Source organism: Arthrobacter sp. 18067 (genome assembly GCF_902706295.1).
Taxonomy (GTDB): Bacteria; Actinomycetota; Actinomycetes; order Actinomycetales; family Micrococcaceae; genus Arthrobacter.
Genome location: NZ_CACSJJ010000001.1, coordinates 1 through 21,031, shown reverse-complemented (window position 1 = coordinate 21,031; position 21,031 = coordinate 1). Strand labels below are relative to the sequence as shown.

14 protein-coding genes are annotated in these 21,031 nt (G+C 63.7%); 3 read left to right on the top strand and 11 right to left on the bottom strand.

What is annotated here, in order from left to right; translation table 11 throughout:
• Positions 1 to 5: 5 nt before the first annotated feature.
• On the bottom strand, positions 6 to 2,636 hold the full coding sequence (gene nirB / locus GVL04_RS00070) for a nitrite reductase large subunit NirB (protein ID WP_159697728.1): 2,631 nt from the start codon (positions 2,634 to 2,636) through the stop codon (positions 6 to 8).
• 281 nt (positions 2,637 to 2,917) lie between these two features.
• Here nirB and nirD point away from each other — a divergent pair, with 281 nt between their 5' ends.
• Positions 2,918 to 3,280 carry a nitrite reductase small subunit NirD gene (gene nirD / locus GVL04_RS00065; RefSeq protein ID WP_159697725.1) on the top strand — a complete coding sequence of 121 codons (363 nt, stop codon included), beginning with the start codon at positions 2,918 to 2,920 and terminating at the stop codon, positions 3,278 to 3,280.
• A 5-nt stretch (positions 3,281 to 3,285) separates the two neighbouring features.
• Here the strand turns inward: nirD and GVL04_RS00060 are convergent, their stop codons facing one another.
• The 4 genes from GVL04_RS00060 to GVL04_RS00045 all read right to left on the bottom strand — a co-directional run bounded on the left by GVL04_RS00060 (position 3,286) and on the right by GVL04_RS00045 (position 9,738).
• Entirely contained in the window at positions 3,286 to 5,031 is a 1,746-nt protein-coding gene (locus tag GVL04_RS00060; RefSeq protein ID WP_159697722.1) for a phospho-sugar mutase, read from the bottom strand.
• A 101-nt stretch (positions 5,032 to 5,132) separates the two neighbouring features.
• Positions 5,133 to 6,755, bottom strand: coding sequence for a glycoside hydrolase family 32 protein (locus GVL04_RS00055; protein WP_159697719.1), 1,623 nt, complete (start codon positions 6,753 to 6,755; stop codon positions 5,133 to 5,135).
• 93 nt (positions 6,756 to 6,848) lie between these two features.
• On the bottom strand, positions 6,849 to 8,447 hold the full coding sequence (locus GVL04_RS00050) for a glycoside hydrolase family 68 protein (RefSeq protein ID WP_159697716.1): 1,599 nt from the start codon (positions 8,445 to 8,447) through the stop codon (positions 6,849 to 6,851).
• Between the two features lie 472 nt (positions 8,448 to 8,919).
• The gene (locus GVL04_RS00045; protein ID WP_159697713.1) at positions 8,920 to 9,738 is read right to left on the bottom strand and encodes a purine-nucleoside phosphorylase; all 819 of its coding nucleotides are present in this window, start codon (positions 9,736 to 9,738) and stop codon (positions 8,920 to 8,922) included.
• A gap of 104 nt (positions 9,739 to 9,842) precedes the next feature.
• Between GVL04_RS00045 and GVL04_RS00040 the strand changes: the two genes are divergently transcribed.
• Positions 9,843 to 11,252 (top strand): NAD(P)H-quinone dehydrogenase, encoded by a 1,410-nt coding sequence (locus GVL04_RS00040; protein WP_090820643.1) that lies wholly within the window; start codon positions 9,843 to 9,845, stop codon positions 11,250 to 11,252.
• Positions 11,253 to 11,356: 104 nt separating this feature from the next.
• Here the strand turns inward: GVL04_RS00040 and GVL04_RS00035 are convergent, their stop codons facing one another.
• Together GVL04_RS00035 and GVL04_RS00030 are read right to left on the bottom strand one after the other, a co-directional pair.
• Positions 11,357 to 12,685, bottom strand: a complete 1,329-nt coding sequence (locus tag GVL04_RS00035) for an MFS transporter (RefSeq protein WP_159697710.1) — start codon at positions 12,683 to 12,685, stop codon at positions 11,357 to 11,359.
• A 29-nt stretch (positions 12,686 to 12,714) separates the two neighbouring features.
• On the bottom strand, positions 12,715 to 14,130 hold the full coding sequence (locus tag GVL04_RS00030) for a M20 family metallopeptidase (protein ID WP_159697707.1): 1,416 nt from the start codon (positions 14,128 to 14,130) through the stop codon (positions 12,715 to 12,717).
• 120 nt (positions 14,131 to 14,250) lie between these two features.
• On the opposite strand from GVL04_RS00030, the gene GVL04_RS00025 reads away from it, so the two are divergent.
• On the top strand, positions 14,251 to 15,147 hold the full coding sequence (locus GVL04_RS00025) for a LysR family transcriptional regulator (RefSeq protein WP_159697704.1): 897 nt from the start codon (positions 14,251 to 14,253) through the stop codon (positions 15,145 to 15,147).
• A 6-nt stretch (positions 15,148 to 15,153) separates the two neighbouring features.
• On the opposite strand, the gene GVL04_RS00020 is transcribed toward GVL04_RS00025, so the two are convergent.
• The 4 genes from GVL04_RS00020 to GVL04_RS00005 form a co-directional block, all read right to left on the bottom strand.
• Entirely contained in the window at positions 15,154 to 15,891 is a 738-nt protein-coding gene (locus GVL04_RS00020; protein ID WP_159697702.1) for an MBL fold metallo-hydrolase, read from the bottom strand.
• Positions 15,892 to 15,918: 27 nt separating this feature from the next.
• Complete coding sequence (locus GVL04_RS00015; RefSeq protein ID WP_159697700.1) at positions 15,919 to 17,481, bottom strand: FAD-dependent oxidoreductase; 1,563 nt, start codon at positions 17,479 to 17,481, stop codon at positions 15,919 to 15,921.
• The gene (locus tag GVL04_RS00010) at positions 17,478 to 19,664 is read right to left on the bottom strand and encodes a molybdopterin oxidoreductase family protein (RefSeq protein WP_159697698.1); all 2,187 of its coding nucleotides are present in this window, start codon (positions 19,662 to 19,664) and stop codon (positions 17,478 to 17,480) included. Before GVL04_RS00010 ends, GVL04_RS00015 begins: the two co-directional genes overlap by 4 nt.
• Positions 19,665 to 21,031, bottom strand: a 1,367-nt coding sequence (locus tag GVL04_RS00005) for an MFS transporter (RefSeq protein WP_159697696.1), incomplete at its 5' end; no start/stop codon positions are given.

Here is a 21,031-nt window from a genome sequence, read left to right as displayed (position 1 = left end):
GACCCCTAGTTTTCTGCGCCGACGGTTTCGCTGCGGACCGGGATGGTGGAGGCTATGAGCACTCCGCCCTTTTCTTCGTTGGTGGCCGGGCGGATCTGGCCTCGCTCCGGAACGAAGGAGATGGATTCATCCTTCTGGTTGGGAGCGTTGACGAAGGAACGGAAGCGGCGGAGGCGCTCCGGGTCCTTCAGGGTCTCGGCCCATTCGTCCTCGTAGGTGTCGATGTGCTTGGCCATGGCGGCCTCAAGCTCTTCGGCGATGCCCAGGGAGTCGTGGACCACTACTTCCTCGACGTGCTTGATGTCGCCGTCAAGCTCTTCCTGCCAGCGGGCGGTGCGCTGCAGGCGGTCAGCGGTGCGGATGTAGTACATCAAGTAGCGGTCGATGTACTTCAGCAGGGTTTCGTCGTCCAGGTCCTTGGCGAGGAGCTTTGCGTGCGCCGGGGTGGCGCCACCATTACCGCCCACGTACAGGTTCCAGCCGTCGGCTGTCGCAATCACGCCGACGTCCTTGCCTCGTGCCTCGGCACACTCACGGGCGCAACCGGAGACACCCATCTTCAGCTTGTGCGGGCTGCGGAGGCCCCGGTAACGGAGCTCCAGTGCGATGGCCATCGCCACGGAATCCTGGACACCGAAGCGGCACCACGTGGATCCAACGCAGGACTTCACGGTGCGCAGGCTCTTGCCGTACGCCTGTCCGGACTCGAAGCCGGCATCCACCAGTTCCTTCCAGATGTCCGGGAGCTGCTCAAGGCGGGCACCGAACATATCGATGCGCTGTCCGCCGGTGATCTTGGTGTAGAGGTTGTACTTCTCAGCGACGGCCGCGATGACGCCGAGGCCCTTGGGTGTGATCTCGCCACCGGCTATGCGGGGGACCACCGAGTAGGTGCCGTCCTTCTGCATGTTCGCCAAAGCGCGGTCGTTGGTGTCCTGCAGCGAGCCGCGGCCGGCATCCAGGACATAGGCGGAGTGCTGGCTGGCCAGGATGGAGGCAATCGTCGGCTTGCAGATATCGCAGCCCGCACCGGTGCCGTACTTGGCCATGATCTCTTCGAAGGACGTCATTTCCAGGACACGGATGGCGTCGAAGAGTTCCTGGCGGGAGAGGCTGATGTGCTCGCACAGCGCTTTGGAGACCTCGATGCCGGACTTGGTCAGTTCGCCTTCAAGCAGCTTCTTGAGCATGGGGACGCAGGAACCACACTGGGTTCCGGCACGGGTGCAGCCTTTCAGCTCTCCGAGTTCCTGCACGGGAGCGTTGCCCTCGCAGGCTCCGCATCCGTTGATGGTGTCGCGGATGGTTCCGGCGGCCACGTTGTTGCAGGAGCACAGGATGGCGTCATCCGGGAGTTCGGTCTCGGGGGCCTCGCCACCGCCGGCAGCGCTAAGGTAGGCGCCCGGTTCGGCGGAGAGCTCGCGGCCCAGAAGCGGGCGGAGGCTCATGTACGGGGAAGCATCGCCGACGAAGATTCCGCCCAACAGGGTCTTGGCATCATCGGTGGTGACAATCTTCTGGTAAACACCGCGTGCGGGGTCGGCGTAAACGATTTCGAGGGAGTGCTCGGTCCTGGCGAAGGCGTCACCGAAGCTGGCAACGTCCACGCCGGACAACTTGAGCTTGGTGGCAGTGTCAAAGCCCGGGAAAGTTGCCTCGCCACCGTGCAGGCGGTCGGCAACAATCTCGGCCATCGTGTTGGCGGGAGCAACGAGGCCCAAGCACATGCCCTCGAAGTTGGCCACCTCTCCGATGGCCCAGATCCCATCCACCTCGGTGGCACAAAAATCATTGATGACCACGCCGCCGCGCTGGCCCAAGCTGAAGAGCTGCTCTTCGCCTTCTGCCGCGCGGAAGAGATCGTCGCGGGGTTTGACGCCGATGGCAACGATCACGAGGTCGGCCTCGATGGTGCGGCCGTCGGCCATGAGGACTCCGGTGACGTTGCCGTCGTCGTCCGTAACAACCTCGGAGGGGAAGACGCCACCGTGGACTTCGAAGCCCTTGGCTTCAATCAGCCGGCCGAGGGCCTGGCCTGCGCCTTCGTCCAACTGGGTGTTCATGAGCCACGGCGAACCGTTGATGACAATCGGGGTAGCGCCCAGTTGCTCGGTGCCCGCTGCGGACTCAAGACCCAGCAGCCCGCCGCCGATGGTGACGGCGTTGACCTTGCGTCCCAACTTCGCGCTGAGCCCGGCGATGGCCTTGTTGATGGCCCAAACGTCCTCGAGCGTGCGGTAAACGTGGGTGTGTTCGGCGCCGGGAATGGGAAGCCGGGCTGCATCCGAACCCGAGGCAACCACCAGGTGGTCGTAGTCGTACTTGTTGCCGGCGGCGGTGAGCACGCTCTTGGCAACGGTGTCGATCTTGACGGCGCGCTCGCCGGTCTTGAGGGTCAGGGCCCCGTGGTCCCACATCGATGCCTCGCCCAAGGTGAGGTCCACGCCCGTTTCCGTGAGGGCCTTGCTCAGCGCCACGCGGTCATAAGGGAGGTGGGCCTCTTCGGTCAGCACCGTAACCTGCCAACCTTCAAGTCCCCGGTTGACCATGGCATCGGCGAAACGGTGGGCAGCGGGGCCGCCGCCGACGACGACGATGCGGCGCGGGTTCTCTGTACTTGAAGTGTGTCCGGTCACTGGTGGGCCTTTCGCAGATGTTGCAGACGGATCTCCGCAACTTGTGGTTCCAGCCTAGGGACGGGCAGTTTCGCTTCAGTTTCCCTTATGTTTCGTGATCTTAACTTCTGCATCACGAACGCATTTCCGGGGGCGTGAGGTCTCTTTTACGCGTTGGACACAAACGCGCACTCCTGTCGAAACACCCCCGTCCTAGCGTGGAGGAGTGGCCGCAAGCGTGGCCCGGTCCGGGGGAGTAACGGTGGAAATGCCAGCACCCGGACACAGTGAGAGGGGCTGAAATGACCGTAATTCTGGACCGTGCCGAGGACCTGGCCACCACCGCCACGTGGCAGCGTGTTTGCCCGGTGGCAGAACTTGAAGTGGCCTGGGGCGAAGCGGCACTGATCGCCGGCCGCCAGGTTGCCCTGTTCCGCACCGCGCCCACCGAGGTCTTCGCTGTGGCGCAGCAGGACCCGGCAACCCTGGCCAACGTTATGGCCCGCGGCATCATCGGATCCCGTGGAAGCAGGCCGACCATTGCGTCGCCGCTGCACAAAGAGGTCTACGACCTCGAAACCGGGGAGTGCTTCACCAACCCGGAACTCACGCTCGCTGTCTTCGCCACCCGGTTGGTGGACGGTTTCATCGAAGTTGAAGTCTAAGAGTCCTACAAACCCAATGCTTCGCGGACATCCCTGAGGACATCGTCCAGGGATGTCCGTGCTGCTTGGCGGGCCTCGGGCAATTCGGCCGCGGACTCCACGGCCTGGATGACTTCCAGGTAGCACTTGAGCTTGGGCTCCGTGCCACTGGGACGGATGATCACGCGGGTGAGGTCCCGGGTCAAATACAGCAGACCGTCCGTGGGTGGCAGGGCTTCGCTTCCTTCTGCCAAGTCGGTAAAGACCTCGACGGCGGAGCCCCCGAATGCTTCGGGCGGGTTGACCCGCAAGCGGTTCATCATGGCGTCGAGCAGTCCGAGGTCTGCCACCCGGATGCTCAACTGGTCACTGGCGTGCAGCCCGTGCACCAGGTACAGGTCATCAAGGGTGTCGAAGATCGTCCTGCCCTCGGCCTTGGCAGCGGCCGCCAATTCAGCGATCAGTACTGCCGCGGAAATGCCGTCCTTGTCGCGCACCAGATCCGGCGCCACACAGTAGCCCAGTGCTTCCTCGTACCCGTAGGTGAGGCCGGGAACGCGCGAAATCCATTTGAATCCCGTGAGCGTTTCCTCGTGCGCATACCCTGCCGCGGCTGCGATCCGCGAGAGGAGGCGTGAGGACACGATCGAGTTGGCAAAGACGCCGCCACGGGTTTCTTCGCCCGCACCGGCGGCCAAGCGCGCCACGACATGTGCGCCCAGCAGCGCACCCACTTCATCGCCGCGCAGCATCCGCCAAGCTCCCGTGGCGGGATCCAAAGCTGCAACCGCTGCGCGGTCGGCGTCGGGATCATTGGCCAAAACGATGTCTGCACCCGAGTCCGCGGCAGCCGCGAGAGCCAGGTCCAGCGCGCCGGGCTCTTCCGGGTTGGGGAAGGCAACAGTGGGGAAGTCAGGGTCAGGTGCAGCCTGTTCGGCCACGAGGGTGACGTCCGTGAAACCTGCTGCGTTAAGGACTGAGACGGCCGTTTCGCCGCCCACACCGTGCATGGGGGTCAAAACGATCTTGAGGTCCCTGGCGCGGAAGTGTTCCCGATCCGCCAAGCCCGCCATGGCGGTTTCATACTCTGCGGCAATGGATTTTGGCAGCACGGTCCAGCCAGCCGGGGCCAGCTGAATCGAATCCAAGGAACCCACGGCCTCAATCTTCTCCGCGATCTTTTCGTCGTAGGGAGCGACGATCTGTGAACCGCGACCACTCTCCGGCACAGCGTGCCGGCCCAAGTAGACCTTGTAGCCGTTGTCCTGGGGCGGGTTGTGGCTGGCTGTCACCATCACGCCGCCGTCGCACTCCAGTGACCTGACCGCGTAGGCGAGCAACGGCGTCGGGAGAGCCGCCGGCATGAGGAAGGTCTCGATGCCGGCCGCGGTGAAGATTGCCGCGCTTTCCTCGGCAAAGATGTCCGAGTTGTAGCGCGCATCAAAGCCGACGACGGCGCGTGGCCGGGTTCCCGGCGCAGCTGCGGCGACGGCTTCGGTGAGGAAGGCCGCCAAACCTGCCGCGGCTCGACGGACAACGACGCGGTTCATCCGGTTGGGACCGGGCCCGAGGGCCGCACGGAGGCCGGCGGTGCCGAACTGCAGCGTGCCATTGAAGCTGTCGCCCAATTCCTGGGCTGCTCCCGCATCACCGCCACCGGCAAGGTCGGCGAGCTCGAGGAGAGCGGCCGATGTCGCCGGATCCGGGTCTTGGGATGCCCACTCGCGGGCGTCGGTGAGCAGCTGTTCAAATGCGGCATCGCTGGATGTCATAGGGACAAAACTATCCTCATTGCGCCGTGAAGGGGCAACGAGGGGCAAGATCCCGCCCGTAAGAGTGGTTGTAAAGGGTGGGATCCGGCCCCTCGGCGGCTCTAAAGTGAGCGTGTCCGCACCGTGAAGTCCGTGTCGCCATTCATGCTGAACGCTGATGCCCCAGTGTTGTCCCAGTCCGGGAAGAACGTGTCTGAGATAACTGCTGCTCCATCCTGGACAAAGACCTCCACGGATGAGGAATCCAGCAGAATCGTGAGCTTGACCTTGCCGTCGGTTCCGGGGGATGGCAGGGCCACCTCGTGAAATGGGCTGAACTTTTCGGAGAAATTGCCCGTCCCGGCCTTGGACCGGTCCACCCTGACGGTGTGGTTCTCCTTGTTATAGGAGATACGCAGGCCCGCTTTGGCATCGGGCGATTGGCGGAGGAGCAGACCGGCTTCGCGGGCAGAGGTCAGTTCCATCTCGAGTTCGATCAGTTGCGTGCGGCCCGTGAAGTCCTTGCCGAGAGCCTGCGGTGAGGAGCCTATGGTGAGGTTTTTGCCCTTGACTTCACTGCCGGCGCGTTCAAATGCCGCCCTGGCTGCGGAGGCGATGACGGACCGCAGTTCGAAACGGCGCTCCCCGCGAACCAAGGTGAGCTCGCGCGGAATCGCCATGGAACCGCGCCACGGAGTCGTGGGAACATGCTGGGCGTAGTCCCAGTTGCCCATCCAGCCAAGTAGCACGGGTTTGTCACCGGGTGCGCCGGAGATCGAGTTCGCCGCGTAATAGTCAGCCCCATGGTCCAGCCACTGGGATTCGCTGAGCGGCCCATCGGGTGCAGCTGCGTTCTCTGCAGTGAAGCGGGTCCCGTCGAATTCACCCACGAAGTACTGCATGCCCGAGCCGCCAGCTATACCGCCGGGGTTGATGCTCAGCAGCATCACCCACTTCTTCGCGGTGGAACCTTCTACCTTCATCTGGAGAAGTTCGGGCACTTCCCATAGCCCTCCCTGGGCTCCGACGCCGGAGAAATCACTCAGGTAATCCCATTGGAGCAGATCGGTGGACTTGAACATTTTGACCACGTGGGCGTCGGCCACCACGGTGGTCATCACCCAGTAATTGCCCGGCTCGTACCAGGTGATTTTGGGATCGCGGAAGTTGTTGTTGGTGGGCGCGAGGTTGAGCACGGGGTTGCCTTGGTACTTCTGCCAGGTTGTCCCCTTATCCAGGCTGAAGGCGAGCGACTGTGCCTGCGTGCCTTGAGGAAGCGCACCGTTCTTCCCGTAAGCGCTGGTGTACAGGGCCACCATGGGCGGATTCCCTGCCGATCCGAGTCCGGAAGCGTTGTTCGTGTCCATAACGATGCAGCCGGAGAAGATCTCTTCCTCGGGACTGGCCTCCATGGCCACAGGCTGCTGTTCCCAGTGCACCAGGTCTGTGCTGGTGGAGTGGCCCCAGGACATGTTGCCCCACGAGTTTCCGCGCGGGTTGTACTGGTAAAACGCGTGGTAGGTCCCGTTGTGATAGACGAGGCCGTTGGGGTCGTTGAGCCAGTTCTTTTCAGCCGTCAGATGGGCAACGGGCCGCCAAGGATCCGAAGGGGTAGGTGCCGGAGCCGCCGAGGTGGGGACCGGCGTCGGGCTGGCTGTGCAGGAAGCGGCAGAGAAAGCGACCACGACGGCGGCACTCGCGGCCAGTAAGTGGCGGCGGGACAGATGGGGGTTGGGATAAGTCATGGGGAGAAATCCTGAAGGGTTGGGGGTGGCAGGGGTGCTGGCCCTTCTGGAGCCAACACCCCTGCCGCGGCCTCACGGCCAGGGTGTTACGGCCTACTTGTAGTGGCCTTCGCCGCCAACGCGGACGTTGGTGGGCAGGTAGCCGAACGGGCCGAGGCCGTTCTGGCCGAAGCTGCGGTCAACCTGCGTCACGCCGCCCTTGAAGTTCATCTTCACGGTGGGTGAGAGGGAGCCGCCGCGGACGCCGTCCACGTTGTCGATGAACGACTGCACCAGGCCGCCTGGCTGCACGTAGTGCGAGTAGGCCTGGAACTGGCGGCCGTTCTGCCGCGGGTCCGGACCCTCCGGCGCGTTGGCCGGCATGTTCAGGTCCGTGGGGGAGCCCAAGGCCAGACCGCTGTTGTTGACGGGCTGGTAGTCCGAACGGACGCCGTTGCCAACGAAGCCGTAGACGCCGTCGGGACCGCGCATGCCGTCCGCGTAGGTGAACTGGTGGCTGATGGTGAACAGGTAGTACTTGTTCTTGCCATTCTCGTTCTGGATGTAGATCTGCGGACGTTCAGTCTGGTCGTTGACGCAGTTTGCAGACAGGATCGGCGGAAGGAAGCTCCACTTGGTCAGGTCCTTGTTGTCTGCGACTGCCAGGCCCACGTTTGCTGTCTGGTACCAGGCGCCGGTGCTGTTGACCTGGGCCACGGTTTCGGCGTTGGGATCGCCAGGCTGGTAGCCCAGGTCTTCCTGCTTGCATTTGTAGGAGCCCCGGGTGCCACCGGTGTTGCCTTCGAAGACCATGAAGGTCTTGCCCGGGTGTGCGGGGTCCGCGAACGTGTACGGATCACGGAATGCGAAGCCCGGGTTCTGGGCCTTGTTCTGGTAGAGCTTTCCGTCCGGTTCCAGCAATTTGGTGTGCTGGAAGCCATCAAAGCTCACGCCGTTCTTGTCGGCATGGATGGTGCCCAGGGCCTTGGCGATGGCCGCGTCCGGGGCAATTCCACCCCCGCCGGCGTTGCGTTCGGCGACGTCGTAGAACGTGGTGGCCGTGTAGAACACGTTGATCTTGTTGCCCTGCATGAGGCGGGTGGAACCGGACCATTCCGTGTTGCCGATGGACGTGTTGTCCAGGAACAGGTGTCCGCCGTAGTTCCATTTATCCTTGGCAGGATCGGCGTTGGTCTTCCGGAAGAAGTAGCCGATCCGGGCGTTCCAGTGGCGCTGGTCGAAGCCGTATCCCGCATGTCGGTCAGCAACCAGGGAGAAGATGACGTCCCAGCCCTTGTAGCTGATCTGGTTCGCGTTCTCGTCGGTCAGGGACCAGGTATCCCAGACCCAAACGTCGTTGTTCATGGCCGGGAAGTCCTTGGGGATTTCCGGCATGGTGACGTTGGGGCTCATGGAGTTCTGACCCGGTGCAACGGTGGGGTTGCTTTGGGCCATGATCTGTTTGGCGTCGGCGCGCGTCCATTTGGACGTGAAGTTTGCCGCCGGGTCATAGGCCTGCTGAGTGTGCAGGCTCGGCAGCGGGAAGCCGGGCGTGGGTGCCGGCATGGTGCTCGACGGCGGATCGGCCGGCAGGTTTGCCTGCGCAGCGGGCGTGACCAGCAGGATGCTGCCTGCCACGCTGGCTGCCGCTGCGACGGCTACTGCCCGTCGCAGACGGCGGCGTGGCCGTTGAGGGGTTGAGTGCGTGTTCATGCTTGCTCTTCTCGCGGAGTGTTGGACTTCGTGGAGTGGGGCGCATGCCCTGTCCCCTGATGAGGGGTTCTCTACTAAGGCGTCCACTCGATCCGCTGGAAGCGTCTTCGAGGGACGCCATCGTTTCGAGGTGGCGACGAGTCCTTGTGAGGCCCCCGTCGCGCTTCGTTCCGGCACGTCGACTTACCGGAACGCTCTCCACGCTAGACACGTGTTAGGTCGCAAATCAAAGGGCATTTCATTTGCTCGGGAGCCTACCCGTCAGTAGATGTGCAAGCGCTTACACTGCCAACGTGCGCGCGTGACATTTCCAGAGATGCGGGTCAAATGTTGCGCAACAAATCAGATTTATTCTGAGAATTTACTGTGCGTTTACTTCCCGCCCGAAATTGTTAGCGCACACGCTTATGGGCACCGATAAACAGAAATGCGTGGCCACCCGCCAGTGACCACGCATTCCTTGGGGTGCGCCCTAGAGCTTGGTGATGATCTCAGCCAGGAGCTTGGAGATGCGCTTGCCCGCGGCCTGGCCGGCTTCCAGGACCTCCGCGTGGCTCAGGGGGACCGGGCTGATACCTGCGGCGAGGTTGGTCACCAGGGAAATGCCGAACACTTCCATGCCCGCATGGCGGCCGGCGATTGCTTCGAGCGCGGTGGACATGCCCACCAGGTCTGCACCGATGCGCTTGGCGTACTGCACTTCTGCCGGCGTTTCGTAGTGGGGGCCCGTGAACTGGGCGTAGATGCCTTCCTGCAGGGAGGCATCGACTTCGCGGGCAAGGTCGCGGATGCGTGAGGAGTAGAGGTCGGTGAGGTCCACGAACGTGGCGCCCTCAAGCGGTGAAGTTGCGGTGAGATTGATGTGGTCACTGATGAGCACGGGAGTGCCCGGGGTCCAATCCTCGTTGAGACCGCCGCAGCCGTTGGTGAGGACCAAGGTCTTGCATCCGGCGGCCGCCGCGGTGCGAACGCCGTGGACCACTGAACGTACACCGCGGCCCTCGTAGTAGTGCGTCCTGGCACCGAGGACCAAGGCCCGCTTGCCCTCCTTGGTGAGGACGGAGCGGATGGTGCCCACGTGGCCCACGACTGCTGGCTTATGGAAGCCGGGGACCTCCGAGGCGTTGAGCGTGGCGGTGGTTTCACCAATGAGGTCAGCAGCCTCCGCCCAGCCGGATCCGAGCACCAGGGCTACATCGTGGGACTCGACGCCGGTCTCCGCGGCAATGAAGTCAGCGGCGGCCTGTGCGGCTTCGAAAGGGTCTGTGTTCATCAGCTCAGTGTTACTCACTGGTACAAGCTACCCTGCGGCCGCAGGACTTTGGTAGGGACCCGGGCGTTGGTGAGGGTGGGCTGAGTGGCAGCCGGCGTGGCAATGAGCGAGAATTGAGGATTGTGACCACCCAAGTTGACTTCAGTGCCCCCCGTATCGCGATCCTGGGAGGTGGTCCCGGCGGATATGAAGCTGCCATGGTGGCCGCCTCACTCGGCGCCCACGTCACCATCGTTGAGCGGGCAGGCCTTGGCGGCTCTGCCGTGTTGACCGACGTCGTGCCTTCCAAAACCCTCATTGCCACCGCCGACCTCATGACCCGCGTCGGTGAGGCGGACGAGCTGGGAGTGAAGTTCGACGGCGACGGCACCGCGTCCAAGCCCCGCGCCGACCTCAAACACATCAATGATCGTGTCCTGAACCTGGCCCATGGACAGTCCGAGGACATCCGTGCCGGCCTTGAGCGGCTGGGCGTGGAGATCGTGATCGGTTCCGGCAAGCTGCTGGACAACAACACCATCGAGGTCTTGACCATCGATGGCACCCGCACCATTGATGCCGATGCCATCCTGCTGGCTGTCGGCGCCCACCCACGCGAACTCCCCACGGCCAAGCCCGACGGCGAACGCATCCTCAACTGGGCCCAGATCTACAACCTGGACGAGCTCCCCGAAGAGCTGATCGTGGTGGGATCCGGTGTTACCGGTGCCGAGTTCGCCTCCGCCTACAACGGCCTGGGATCCAAGGTCACCCTGATCTCCAGCCGTGACCAAGTCCTTCCCGGCGAGGACACGGACGCGGCCAAGCTGCTGGAAGGCGTCTTCGAACGCCGCGGCGTACGCGTTCTGTCCAAGTCACGCGCCAACGCAGTGGAGCGAACGGACGACGGCGTGAAGGTCACTTTGGGTGACGGATCGGTGGTCACGGGTTCGCACTGCCTGGTGTGTGTTGGCTCCATCCCGAACACCGCCGGCATCGGCCTGGAAGAAGCCGGCGTGACCCTCACGGAGTCCGGCCACATCAAGGTGGACGGCGTTTCCCGCACCACTGCCCCCAACATCTACGCTGCCGGCGACTGCACGGGTGTCTTCGCCCTCGCGTCCGTAGCTGCCATGCAGGGCCGCATCGCGATTGCCCACTTCATGGGGGACGGCGTGAAGCCGCTCAAACTCAACCAGGTGGCGTCCAACATCTTCACTTCCCCGGAAATCGCCTCCGTGGGTGTCTCCGAGGCCGATCTGGCTTCGGGTAAGTACCAGGGCGATGTTGTGATGCTGTCCCTCCTCAGCAACGCCCGCGCCAAGATGCGCAACACCAAGGACGGCTTCGTCAAGATCATCGCCCGTAAGGGATCAGGCACTGTGATTGGTGGCGTGGTGGTGGGCCCGAACGCTTCCGAGCTGATCTTCCCGATCTCCGTTGCCGTGACCCAGAAGCTCCATGTGGACGACGTCGCCAGCGCCTTCACGGTGTACCCGTCGCTCACTGGCTCCATCTCGGAGGCTGCACGGCGCCTGCACGTGCACATGTAGGTTCAAACGCCGACGCCCGTTTCGACGGTTCGCTGCGCACCATGCCGTTTGCACGGCACTCTGCGCAGCCAGCCATCGAAACGGGCGTTTCTGCGTCCAGCGACTTAGCGGATGCCCCGGTACTTGAGGCCTGCTCCCAGCGCCGCCAGGCTCAGGCAAGCCAGGATGGCCAAGTAGTAGGCAGGGGCGACACCCTGTCCTGTGATCTCGATGAGGTACGCGGCGATCATGGGAGTGAAACCACCGAAGGCCGCCACGGAAGCGTTGTAGCTGAAGGACAGTCCGGTTGCCCGGGAACGTGCATCAAAGGCGTCCGACATCACCGAGGGCAATGCTCCGAAGTAGGCGGCCTTCAGGCAACCGAGAATGGTCATGGTGGTGGCCAGAACCAGGAAGGACCTCCCGGCAGTCAGCCAGAGGAACAGCGGGATCACCATCAGTGCGGTCAGAATGACCGTGGGGATCATGATCCTCAGTCGCCCGAACTTGTCCGAGAGGTGCCCCACCACGGGTGTCCCGAAGGTGAGGATGACGCCCGTGATCACCAGGCAGCTGAACGAAGCTGACGGGTCGAGTCCCAACTGCTTGATCCCGTACGTAGGCATGTACTGGAGGATGAAGTTCACTGCCGTGGAAATGGCCAAGGCGCCCGCAGCAATGAAGATGCCGAGCTTTTGGGTCTTGAAAACATCCAGGATGGGGGATCCCGAGGCTCCGGCGTCGTCGTCGCTCCGGACGATCGGCGCTTCATCCACATGCTTCCGGATGAAGTAGCCCGCCGGGCCCACCAACAGCCCGAAAATGAAGGGGATGCGCCAGCCCCACTCGGTCATGTCCGATGCGGAAAGCACGGAGGTGAGGACGGCGACGAAGATGGCTGCCATCAGCGATCCCAAGCCTTGGCTGGCGAACTGGAAGCTTCCCAGGAAGCCCTTGCGCTTGGAGTCTTGGGCGATGAGGAACGACGTCGCGGCACCAAACTCACCACCAGCAGAGAAGCCTTGGACCAGGCGGGCAAGGATGATGCCGATCGGGGCGAGCATGCCAATCTGGTCGTAGCCAGGCATGAAGGCGATCATCGCCGTGCCGATCACCATCAGGCGGATGGTCAGCATGAGGCCCTTCTTCAACCCCTTCCTGTCTGCGTAGGAGCCAAGGATGAGGCCGCCCAGGGGACGGATCAGGTAGGAGGCGCCAAAGACGGCAAAGGCTTGGATTAGCTCCACTGCCGGGTTTTCGGCCGGGAAGAAATTGCGGCCGATGTAGATGGCAAGCAGGGCATAGATGCCCATGTCGAACCACTCCAGGGCATTACCGACCGTCGCGGCGGCAATTCCTCGCGTGGTCGCTTTCCTGGACTGCGGGCGTTCAACGTCGTCGTTGATGCCAACAGGTGCCGGCTGCTGCGCAGCGGCGTTGGGCGTTGTTGTCATGGTGTTCCCTCGATGATACGTAGTGGGATTCAGGCGTGGGCTGCTGTGCGGCGTTGCTCCAGGACAGGAACCTGGGCTTGGCCTAGATCGTGGAAGAGCCCGCACGCGATCTGCAGGCCTTCGCGGGCGATGGACTCGAGCATGTGTTCGTTGGGCGCGTGCTGCAGGCAACCGGGGTAGGAGTGCGGGACCCAGAGTGTCGGCAGCCCCAGGATGTCTTCGAAAACGTGGTTGGGGAGGGAGCCGCCAATGTTGGGCAGGATCGCCGGTGCCGTGCCCGTGGTCTCCGTGATGGACTGGCTGGCCCAGGCAACCCAAGGATTGTCCGGGTCCAACCTGCTGGCAGGAAAGACCGTGGTGACCCGGGCCTTGACCATGTCAAAGCCCTTGGCGTCCAGATGGTCCTGAAGGCGGCGCTCCAACCCGTTGGTGTCTGTTCCGGTGACGTATCGAAGTTGCAGGATTGCTTGCGCGGTTCCGGGAATGGCGTTGACGGGGTTTTCCAGGTCAGCGGCGCCCAGGGCCAGGACTTCCAGCGTGTTCCAGCCGTAGACCCGCTCAGCAGGGCTGAGGCTCTCATCGCCCCAGCCCTCATCAACGGCAGGGTCTTCGGGCCCCGGCAAGATTTCGACGCCGGCAAGGGCTCGCCGGACGGAGCCCGGCAGGGCTGCAGGCAGCAGGCCGGGTATCTGAACTCGGCCATGTCCGTCCACCAGTGTGCCGATGGCGGCTGCCAGGGTGGTGGCCGGATTCCGAAGGAGCCCGCCCCAGTTGCCCGAGTGGTAGGAGCTGGGCCGCAGCTTGGCCGTGAGCTCAAAGCTTGCGCCGCCCCGGGCGCCAAGGAAGATCGTCGGAGTATGGGCGTTGAGGCGGGGACCATCGGATGCGATGAAGACATCAGCGGAGAGCTCATCCTGGTGCGAGGCCGCGAACTCGGCCAGGTTGGGCGAGCCAATCTCTTCGCCGCATTCGAACAGGAATTTGAGATTGAAGCCAAGCTTTCCCTGGTGGGCAAGCAGAAGCCGGAGGGCTGCCAGGTTTACCAAGTGCTGGCCCTTGTTGTCGGCGGTGCCCCGGCCGTACCAGTGACCTTCTTGAACGGAAACTTCCCACGGATTACGGCCTCCTGCCCACTGTCCCTCGTGGCCGTCCACCACATCGGCGTGTCCGTAGCAGAGGACCGTGGGGAGCTCAGGGCTTTCCATGCGGGTGCCCAGCAGGAACGAGTTTTCGCTGCCGTCCCACCGGTCCCAGCGATCCATGGCGCACCCCATGTCCTCCAACAACTGGGTGAGGATGTCGTCCAGATATGCATTCAGTGCATCTCTTCCCTCAGGCTTGCCGCTCTCTGTCGGGTAGGAGACCGCTGTGCGCAGTTCACTGAGAAACGTTCCAGAGTCGATGTGATCATTAGCTGCAGCAAGGATTTCGGTGCGTAGAGTCATGGGCTTTGTTCCTCGAATCGTGGTGGCTAACTCCGACTCTAGATGTGGCCTGACTCACTAACCAGTATCCTTTTCTCAACAAGCTTTGACTTGAATGCAAACCGAAGGGAAGCGTGCGACGTGCAGCTGTTGCCAACATCGCTGATCTATTTCCGCGAGGTCGCCGGTACTGGATCCATCACTGAGGCCGCAGAAATCCTCCATGTCTCGCCATCAGCCATCAGCCGTCAAATGAGCAAGCTGGAATCCTCGGCCGGAGCTCCGCTCTTCCACAGGCACCCGCGGGGCATGATGCTTACCGAGGCTGGGCGATTGGTGTTGGCGCATGCCCGCAGGAGCGAACTCGAAGGAGAAACTCTGCTCCAGGAACTGCGGGATACGGAGTCTCGGCGAACCAGCGTCATCAAGGTTGCCAGTGCGGAAGGGCTGGCTCACTGCAGGGTGCCGGCGGCCATCGCAACGATGGTAACCAGCTACAGCGACGTTGTGTTCAACCTGGTAGTCGTGCCCTCAGCAGAGGCCACGCGTCAAGTGATCGACGGCAAGGCTGACATTGCCGCGGTGTTTGCCCTCGGGCCCCAGCGTGATGTCACTGTGGAGTTTTCCTTACCGGCTCCTGCCCTGGCTGCCGTCACGCGCGATCATCGGCTGGCAGCTCGGGATTCGGTGTCTCTCAAGGAGCTTTGCGAGGAAAAACTTGCCCTCCCCGGACGAGGGATTACCCAGCGTGAGCTCTTTGATATCGCCGTCCAGCGGGAAGGACTTAGCCCTGAGATCGTCCTGGAAACGGATCAAGTGGGACCCATTCTTGCCTTTGCCCGGAGCGGCGCTGGAGTGGCGCTGATGAGCAGGTTCACGGTCCCGGCACGCGAAGACGCTGGTCTTGTCTTCATTCCCGTGGACAACACAGTCTTCCTCCAGCGGGAGGGACAAATCCAGACCATGGCCGGGCGCCGCAAATCGGCCTTGGTCACTGCCTTCGCTTCGGCCTTGGCGGACGAGCTCTTGGCTGAGTAGACCGGCTCAGTACTGCTTGCGCAGCGCCGAAAGGGCTTCAGCGAGGGGCATATTCAAGGCAGGGCCGTGTCCCGGGAGGACCACTGAAGCGTCAACATCATCGAGCCGATGGGTAGCCCCTAACGCCGCCGCCGGGTCCGAGTGGTACATCCGGTGCAACATCTGCGGGCCGGACATAGGGCTGATCGGGTGCCCGCTGACGAACGAATCTCCCACGGCGATCGCCCGGGCGGTTGGCAGCAGCAAAGCAACGTTGCCCGGGGTGTGGCCAGGAAGAAGGATCGCTTCCGGCTTTCCCGGCAGGCCTTGGAGCTTCTCCTGGGTCCAGGCCTCGGCCCGTGTGGCCGGCTCTGCTTGGAGGGCCTTGGCCTTGATGACGTGCAGCATCCAGCGGAACACCTTGGGCCGCCACGCCCGGACCAAGACCTGGCCGAACGTGACCTGATGCTTCTCCTTGCCTTGCACATGGGCAAGTTCCTCGGGGGAGCAGAGGATGGGTGTGCCAAAGGTTCGGGAGAAGTAGGCGGCGGATCCTGTATGGTCCACGTGTCCATGCGTGATCAACATTGCCTTGGCTGCCGCGGGATCCAGGCCGAGCCCACGGACGGACTCCAAGACCAGGTCGCGGTCGGCGGGGTAGCCGCCGTCGATCAGGATGAAGCCTGAGTCGTCACGGACAATGAGCCAGTTGGACGCCGGTCCCTCCACGAAAAAGACGCCGGGTGCTTGTTCGGATATGTTCACCCGAGAAGTCTAGAGAGCTACGCGGTGTCAGGCGGCAGCCGCTTGGAAATGTTTTTCGATGATCCCCTTGATGTCCTCATGGCATCCTCCGCAGCCAGTTCCGGCGCGGGTGGCCTTGGAGACCTCGCCGACCGTGCTGCAGCCTTCAACAACGGAGTCCTCGATGCTGGCCGCACTGACCCCTGCGCAGCGGCACACGGTCCGCTGGGGGTCGTTGCTCGTGGAACCTGCGACCGGCTGGTCAGGCCCATCGAGCCGGAGCAGCAGGGAACGGTCGGCGGGCAACTCGGAGGAACGCTCGAACAGCACCACGAGTTCAGCCGCAGTCCTGGGCATGCCCACAGCAACCAGGCCCTCCAGGACCCCGCCGCGCGTGGTCATCTTCACGTAACGGCCGTGCTCCGGATCTGCCCATTGGGAGATCTGCCGACGGGCACGTCCGGCAACAGCGCCGGCTTCCAACAACTCCTCATCCCAAGGATCGGCCTGGTTGTCGCCGGCCACCGCCAAATTGATACCGCGTGCCTTCAGGACCACCACTCCTGGCTTCTCCTTGGGCAACGCCTCCAGTGCATCCGCGGCAGCCTGGCCATCACGGGCCAGGACTATCAGGTACTCTGCCAGCCATTCGGCCTGCCGCCACCCCGGGCCAACCAGGCCGGAGGGTCCGCCCGCGGTACGGCAATCAACGCAGGAAGCGTCCGGGCAGCGCACTTCCGCGCAGTCACCGACCGCGAACATGTGCGGCTCGTGATACGTCCGGAGATGGTGGTCCACCAGAATGCCGGAAGCGATAGGAAGCCCACATCCCTCAGCCAGTTCAATACGGGGCCGGACGCCGCATGACAACACCAGAAGATCGCCATCGATTGCGGAACCGTCATCCAACAGCAATGCGGAGAAACTGCCGTCTGGGCCGGACGTTTCAATGCCCGTGGACCGGGCGTTGCCCGCCATGCGGACACCGCCGGCACGCAGGCTGTTGGTGAGGACAGAGCCACTGCCGCGGTCAATGCTGCGGCCAAGCGGGAATGGTCCATTGTGGACCACCGTGGTTTGGGCACCCTCTTCCGAAGCAGCCAAAGCGGTTTCCAGGCCGAGGACACCACCGCCAAGGACCACAACACGCTTGCCCCCGGCTACGGCTGACCGGAGCACGGCGGCATCCTTCAGATCGCGCAAAGCCGTGACGCCAGCCGGAAGCACAGGTCCGGAAGGATCCGGGTTGAGCCCGGTCAAGTTGGGAATCACGGGGCGGGAGCCCGTGGCGAACACCAGTCGGTCGTAGTGTTCAGTGGTGCCGTCCGAGAGGACTACGTGCTGGCGGGCACGGTCGATCCGCTTGACCTTGATTCCCAACCGGACGTCAACGCCGTCGGCTTCCAGCTCGGACGCGTCAGCCATCGCCAAGGCCTCGGCTGTGGTGCGGCCAACGCCGAGCTCGGCAACCATCACACGGTTGTAGGCCGCCTCAGCCTCCTGGCCGACGATGAGCAACTGCACCAGTCCAGTGCGGACGGCAGGGAGCAGTTCGTCAATGAGCCTTGCCGCGACGGGCCCGAATCCAACTACAACAATGCGCTCGCTCATGATGCCTCCTTGACGTGCAGTGGCAGCCGCGTCCCGGCAGGAACCAATTCCTGGGTGGAGACTGCCCGCCGGACCCATACCCGGCTGGTCTTGAATTCCGGCATGCCGGAGATGGGGTCTGTTGCCGCTTCGGTGAGGCGGTTGGCGTTTTCCTGGCCGGGGAAGTGGAACGGCAGGAAGACTGTGTCCGGTCGGACTGTGGTGCTGAGTTCAGCGCGGCAAAGTACTTCGCCGCGCTCGTTCGTGACGGTGGCGTAGTCGCCATCGGCGATACCGCGGGCAGCTGCTGTGCCCGGGTGGATGAGGAGCCGGGCCTGCGGCTGTGATGCCATCAACTCGCTCACGCGACGGGTCTGGGCGCCGGACTGGTAATGCTCCAGGAGCCGGCCGGTTGCCAAGGCCAGGGAATCGTCCGCAAACGATCGAACAGCCCGCTTGGACGGGGTGACCGGAACCATGACGGCCCGGCCATCGGCGTGGGCAAATCCGTCGGCGAAGAGTCGCGGAGTCCCAGTGCTGCCCACAGGGTAAGGCCAGTAGGCAGCTTCGCCCCGGTCCAGCATGGCGTAGTCGATGCCCGAGTAGTCGGCCAAGCCGCCGGCAGAGGCCAGGCGCAGCTCCTCGAAAACAGTCTCGGGATCATCGCTGAAAGTCGAAGGGGCCTCGAGCAGCTCCGCCAGCCGGGCCATGAGCCACAATTCGCTGCGGACACCCGGGGGAGGAGTCAGGGCCCGCCGGCGTCGGATCACGCGACCCTCGAGGTTGGTCAGAGTGCCCTCTTCTTCGGCCCACTGCGTCACGGGCAACACCAGGTCAGCTTCGGCTGCGGTCTCGGACATGAAGAAGTCGCAGACCACCAGGAAGTCCAGGCTGCGAAGACCCTTGATCACTTCGTTGGTGTCCGGGGCCGAGACCACAACATTGGCGCCGTGCACGAAGAGGCAACGGACGCCGTCGGGCTTTCCGAGCGACTTGAGAAGTTCGACGGCGGGCAGGCCGGGGCCGGGGATGAGCGACTCGTCGACGCCCCAGACTGCGGCGACGTGGGCGCGCGCGGCGGGGTCGGTGATCTTGCGGTAGCCGGGGAGCTGGTCGGCCTTTTGGCCGTGTTCGCGGCCGCCCTGGCCGTTGCCTTGGCCGGTGAGGGTGCCGTAGCCGCTGTGGGCCGAGCCGGGCAAGCCGAGGAGGAGGCTGAGATTGATCGCGGCAGTGGCGGTGTCTGTACCGTCCACGTGCTGTTCCACGCCACGGCCGCTGAGGATGTAGCTGCCGCCGTCGCGGGTGCCTTGGGCCAGGCGTCGGGCCGTTTCGCGGATGAGGGTGGCCGGGACGCCGGTGATGGACTGGACGCGCTCCGGCCAGAACGCAGAAAGGCTGCGAACCACGGCTGCGTATCCACTGGTGTTCTGAGCGATGTACCCGGCGTCGGTGAGCCCTTCGTGGACCATTACGTGGCTGATGCCCAAAAGGAGCGCCAGATCTGTGCCGGGCGTCGGCTGCAGGTGGAGGCCGCCGCCGTCGGACGTGAACGCTGCAGTAGCCGAGCGGCGGGGGTCCACCACGATCAGCCCACCGGCATCGCGCGCGCCCTGCAGGTGCTGGACGAACGGCGGCATCGTCTCGGCAACGTTGGAACCGAGCATGAGGATCACGGACGCGGTGTCGAGGTCAGTGACGGGGAACGGCAGGCCGCGGTCCACGCCGAAGGCGCGGTTGCCGGCGGCAGCAGCGGAGGACATGCAGAACCGTCCGTTGTAGTCGATCCGGGACGTCCTCAGGGCGAGGCGGGCAAACTTGCCCAGCAGGTAAGCCTTCTCGTTGGTGAGGCCGCCACCCCCGAAAACGCCCACAGCATCATTTCCGTACTGAACCTGCGTGTCCTTGACGGCTCCGGTGATGAGCATGAGCGCCTGATCCCAGGAGATCGGCTGGTGGACGCCGTCGGATCCTTTGAGCATGGGCTCGGTGACGCGGCCGTTATGACGCAACAACGACGCCGATGTCCAGCCTTTGCGGCACAGCCCGCCCCGGTTGGTGGGGAAGTCGCGCCCGGAAACTTCCAGGGGCACGGCGGGTGCTGCATCCGGCGCGGGCACTGCCCCGGCTGCAGGTGCAGCCGGGGTCAGCGTCATGGCGCACTGGAGCGCGCAGTAGGGGCAGTGGGTATCGGCGCCGTTGGGCATCTAGATGTGTCCGATCGTGTTGCGCTTCTGGGCGGGGCGGATGTAGCAGACCCAGCAGACGGTGAGCATCAGGACATAGGCTCCAACGAATCCGTAGAACGCCGGGGTGTAAGAGCCGCTGGCCGTGTTGGAGGCGTTGAGTACCTGCGGGATGACGAAGCCGCCGTAGGCGCCGATCGCGGAGATCAGGCCAAGTGAGGAAGACGCGAGTCGTGCGGTGGTGGCACTGGGAGCTCCGGAGCGTGCTGCCCGGCTGGACGTTGCGAAGATGACCGGGATCATCCGGTACGTTGCGCCGTTTCCGAAGCCGCTGGCCAGGAAAAGCAGCAGGAACAAGGTGAGGAAGAGCCAGAAGTTCTTCAGCGGCAGTGTCCAGATCATAGTCAGGGTGATGACTGCCATGGAGGCGAACGAGGCGATGGTCATCCGGGCGCCACCCATGCGGTCAGCCATGCGGCCACCATAGGGACGGGCCAAGGAGCCAACCAGCGGGCCGAGGAAGGCCAGCGATAGTGCTACTGCGCCGACGTGGATGGAGGAGAAATCCGGGAAGTAGTCCTTGATCAGCTTGGGGAAGACACCCGCGAAGCCGATGAACGAGCCGAACGTTCCGATGTACAGGAACGCCATGATCCAGAGGTGAGGTTCCTTCAGGGCAGCCAGTGAGCCGGCCACGTCACCCTTGGCGCTGGTGAGGTTGTTCATGTACTTGTAGGCGCCGAAGGCGGCGATGATGATCAGCGGAATCCAGATGATGCCTGCCATCGGCAGGTTGACGGTCCCGGCTGCCAGGAGCGTGATGGCGATGGGGACAACAAGCTGCGCGACGGCGGCACCCAGGTTTCCGCCCGCGGCGTTCAGACCCAGCGCCCAACCCTTTTCGCGGGCGGGGTAGAAGAAGGTGATGTTGGCCATCGAGCTGGCGAAGTTGCCGCCACCGAAGCCGGCGAGGGCGGCTACCAGGAGCATGACGCCAAAGGGCGTTTCCGGGTTCGAGACACAGATGGCGAGGCCCGTGGTGGGAATCAGAAGGAGGAGGGCGGAGACGATGGTCCAGTTCCGGCCACCGAACTTGGGAACCATGAACGTGTAGGGGATACGGAGCGTGGCGCCTACCAGGCTGGGGATGGAGATGAGCCAGAAGATCTCGTTGGTATCAAAGGTGAACCCGGCCGCGGGGAGCTGGACCACCACGATGGACCACAGCTGCCAGACGACGAAACCGAGGAATTCGGCGAAGATCGACCAGTAGAGATTGCGCTTGGCGATGGACCGGCCTTCGGCTTCCCACTGGCCCTTGTCTTCGGCATCCCAGTTCGCAATCCAGCGGCCGGGGCGGTGTTCAAGGGCGGGGGCTGCGGTGGCAG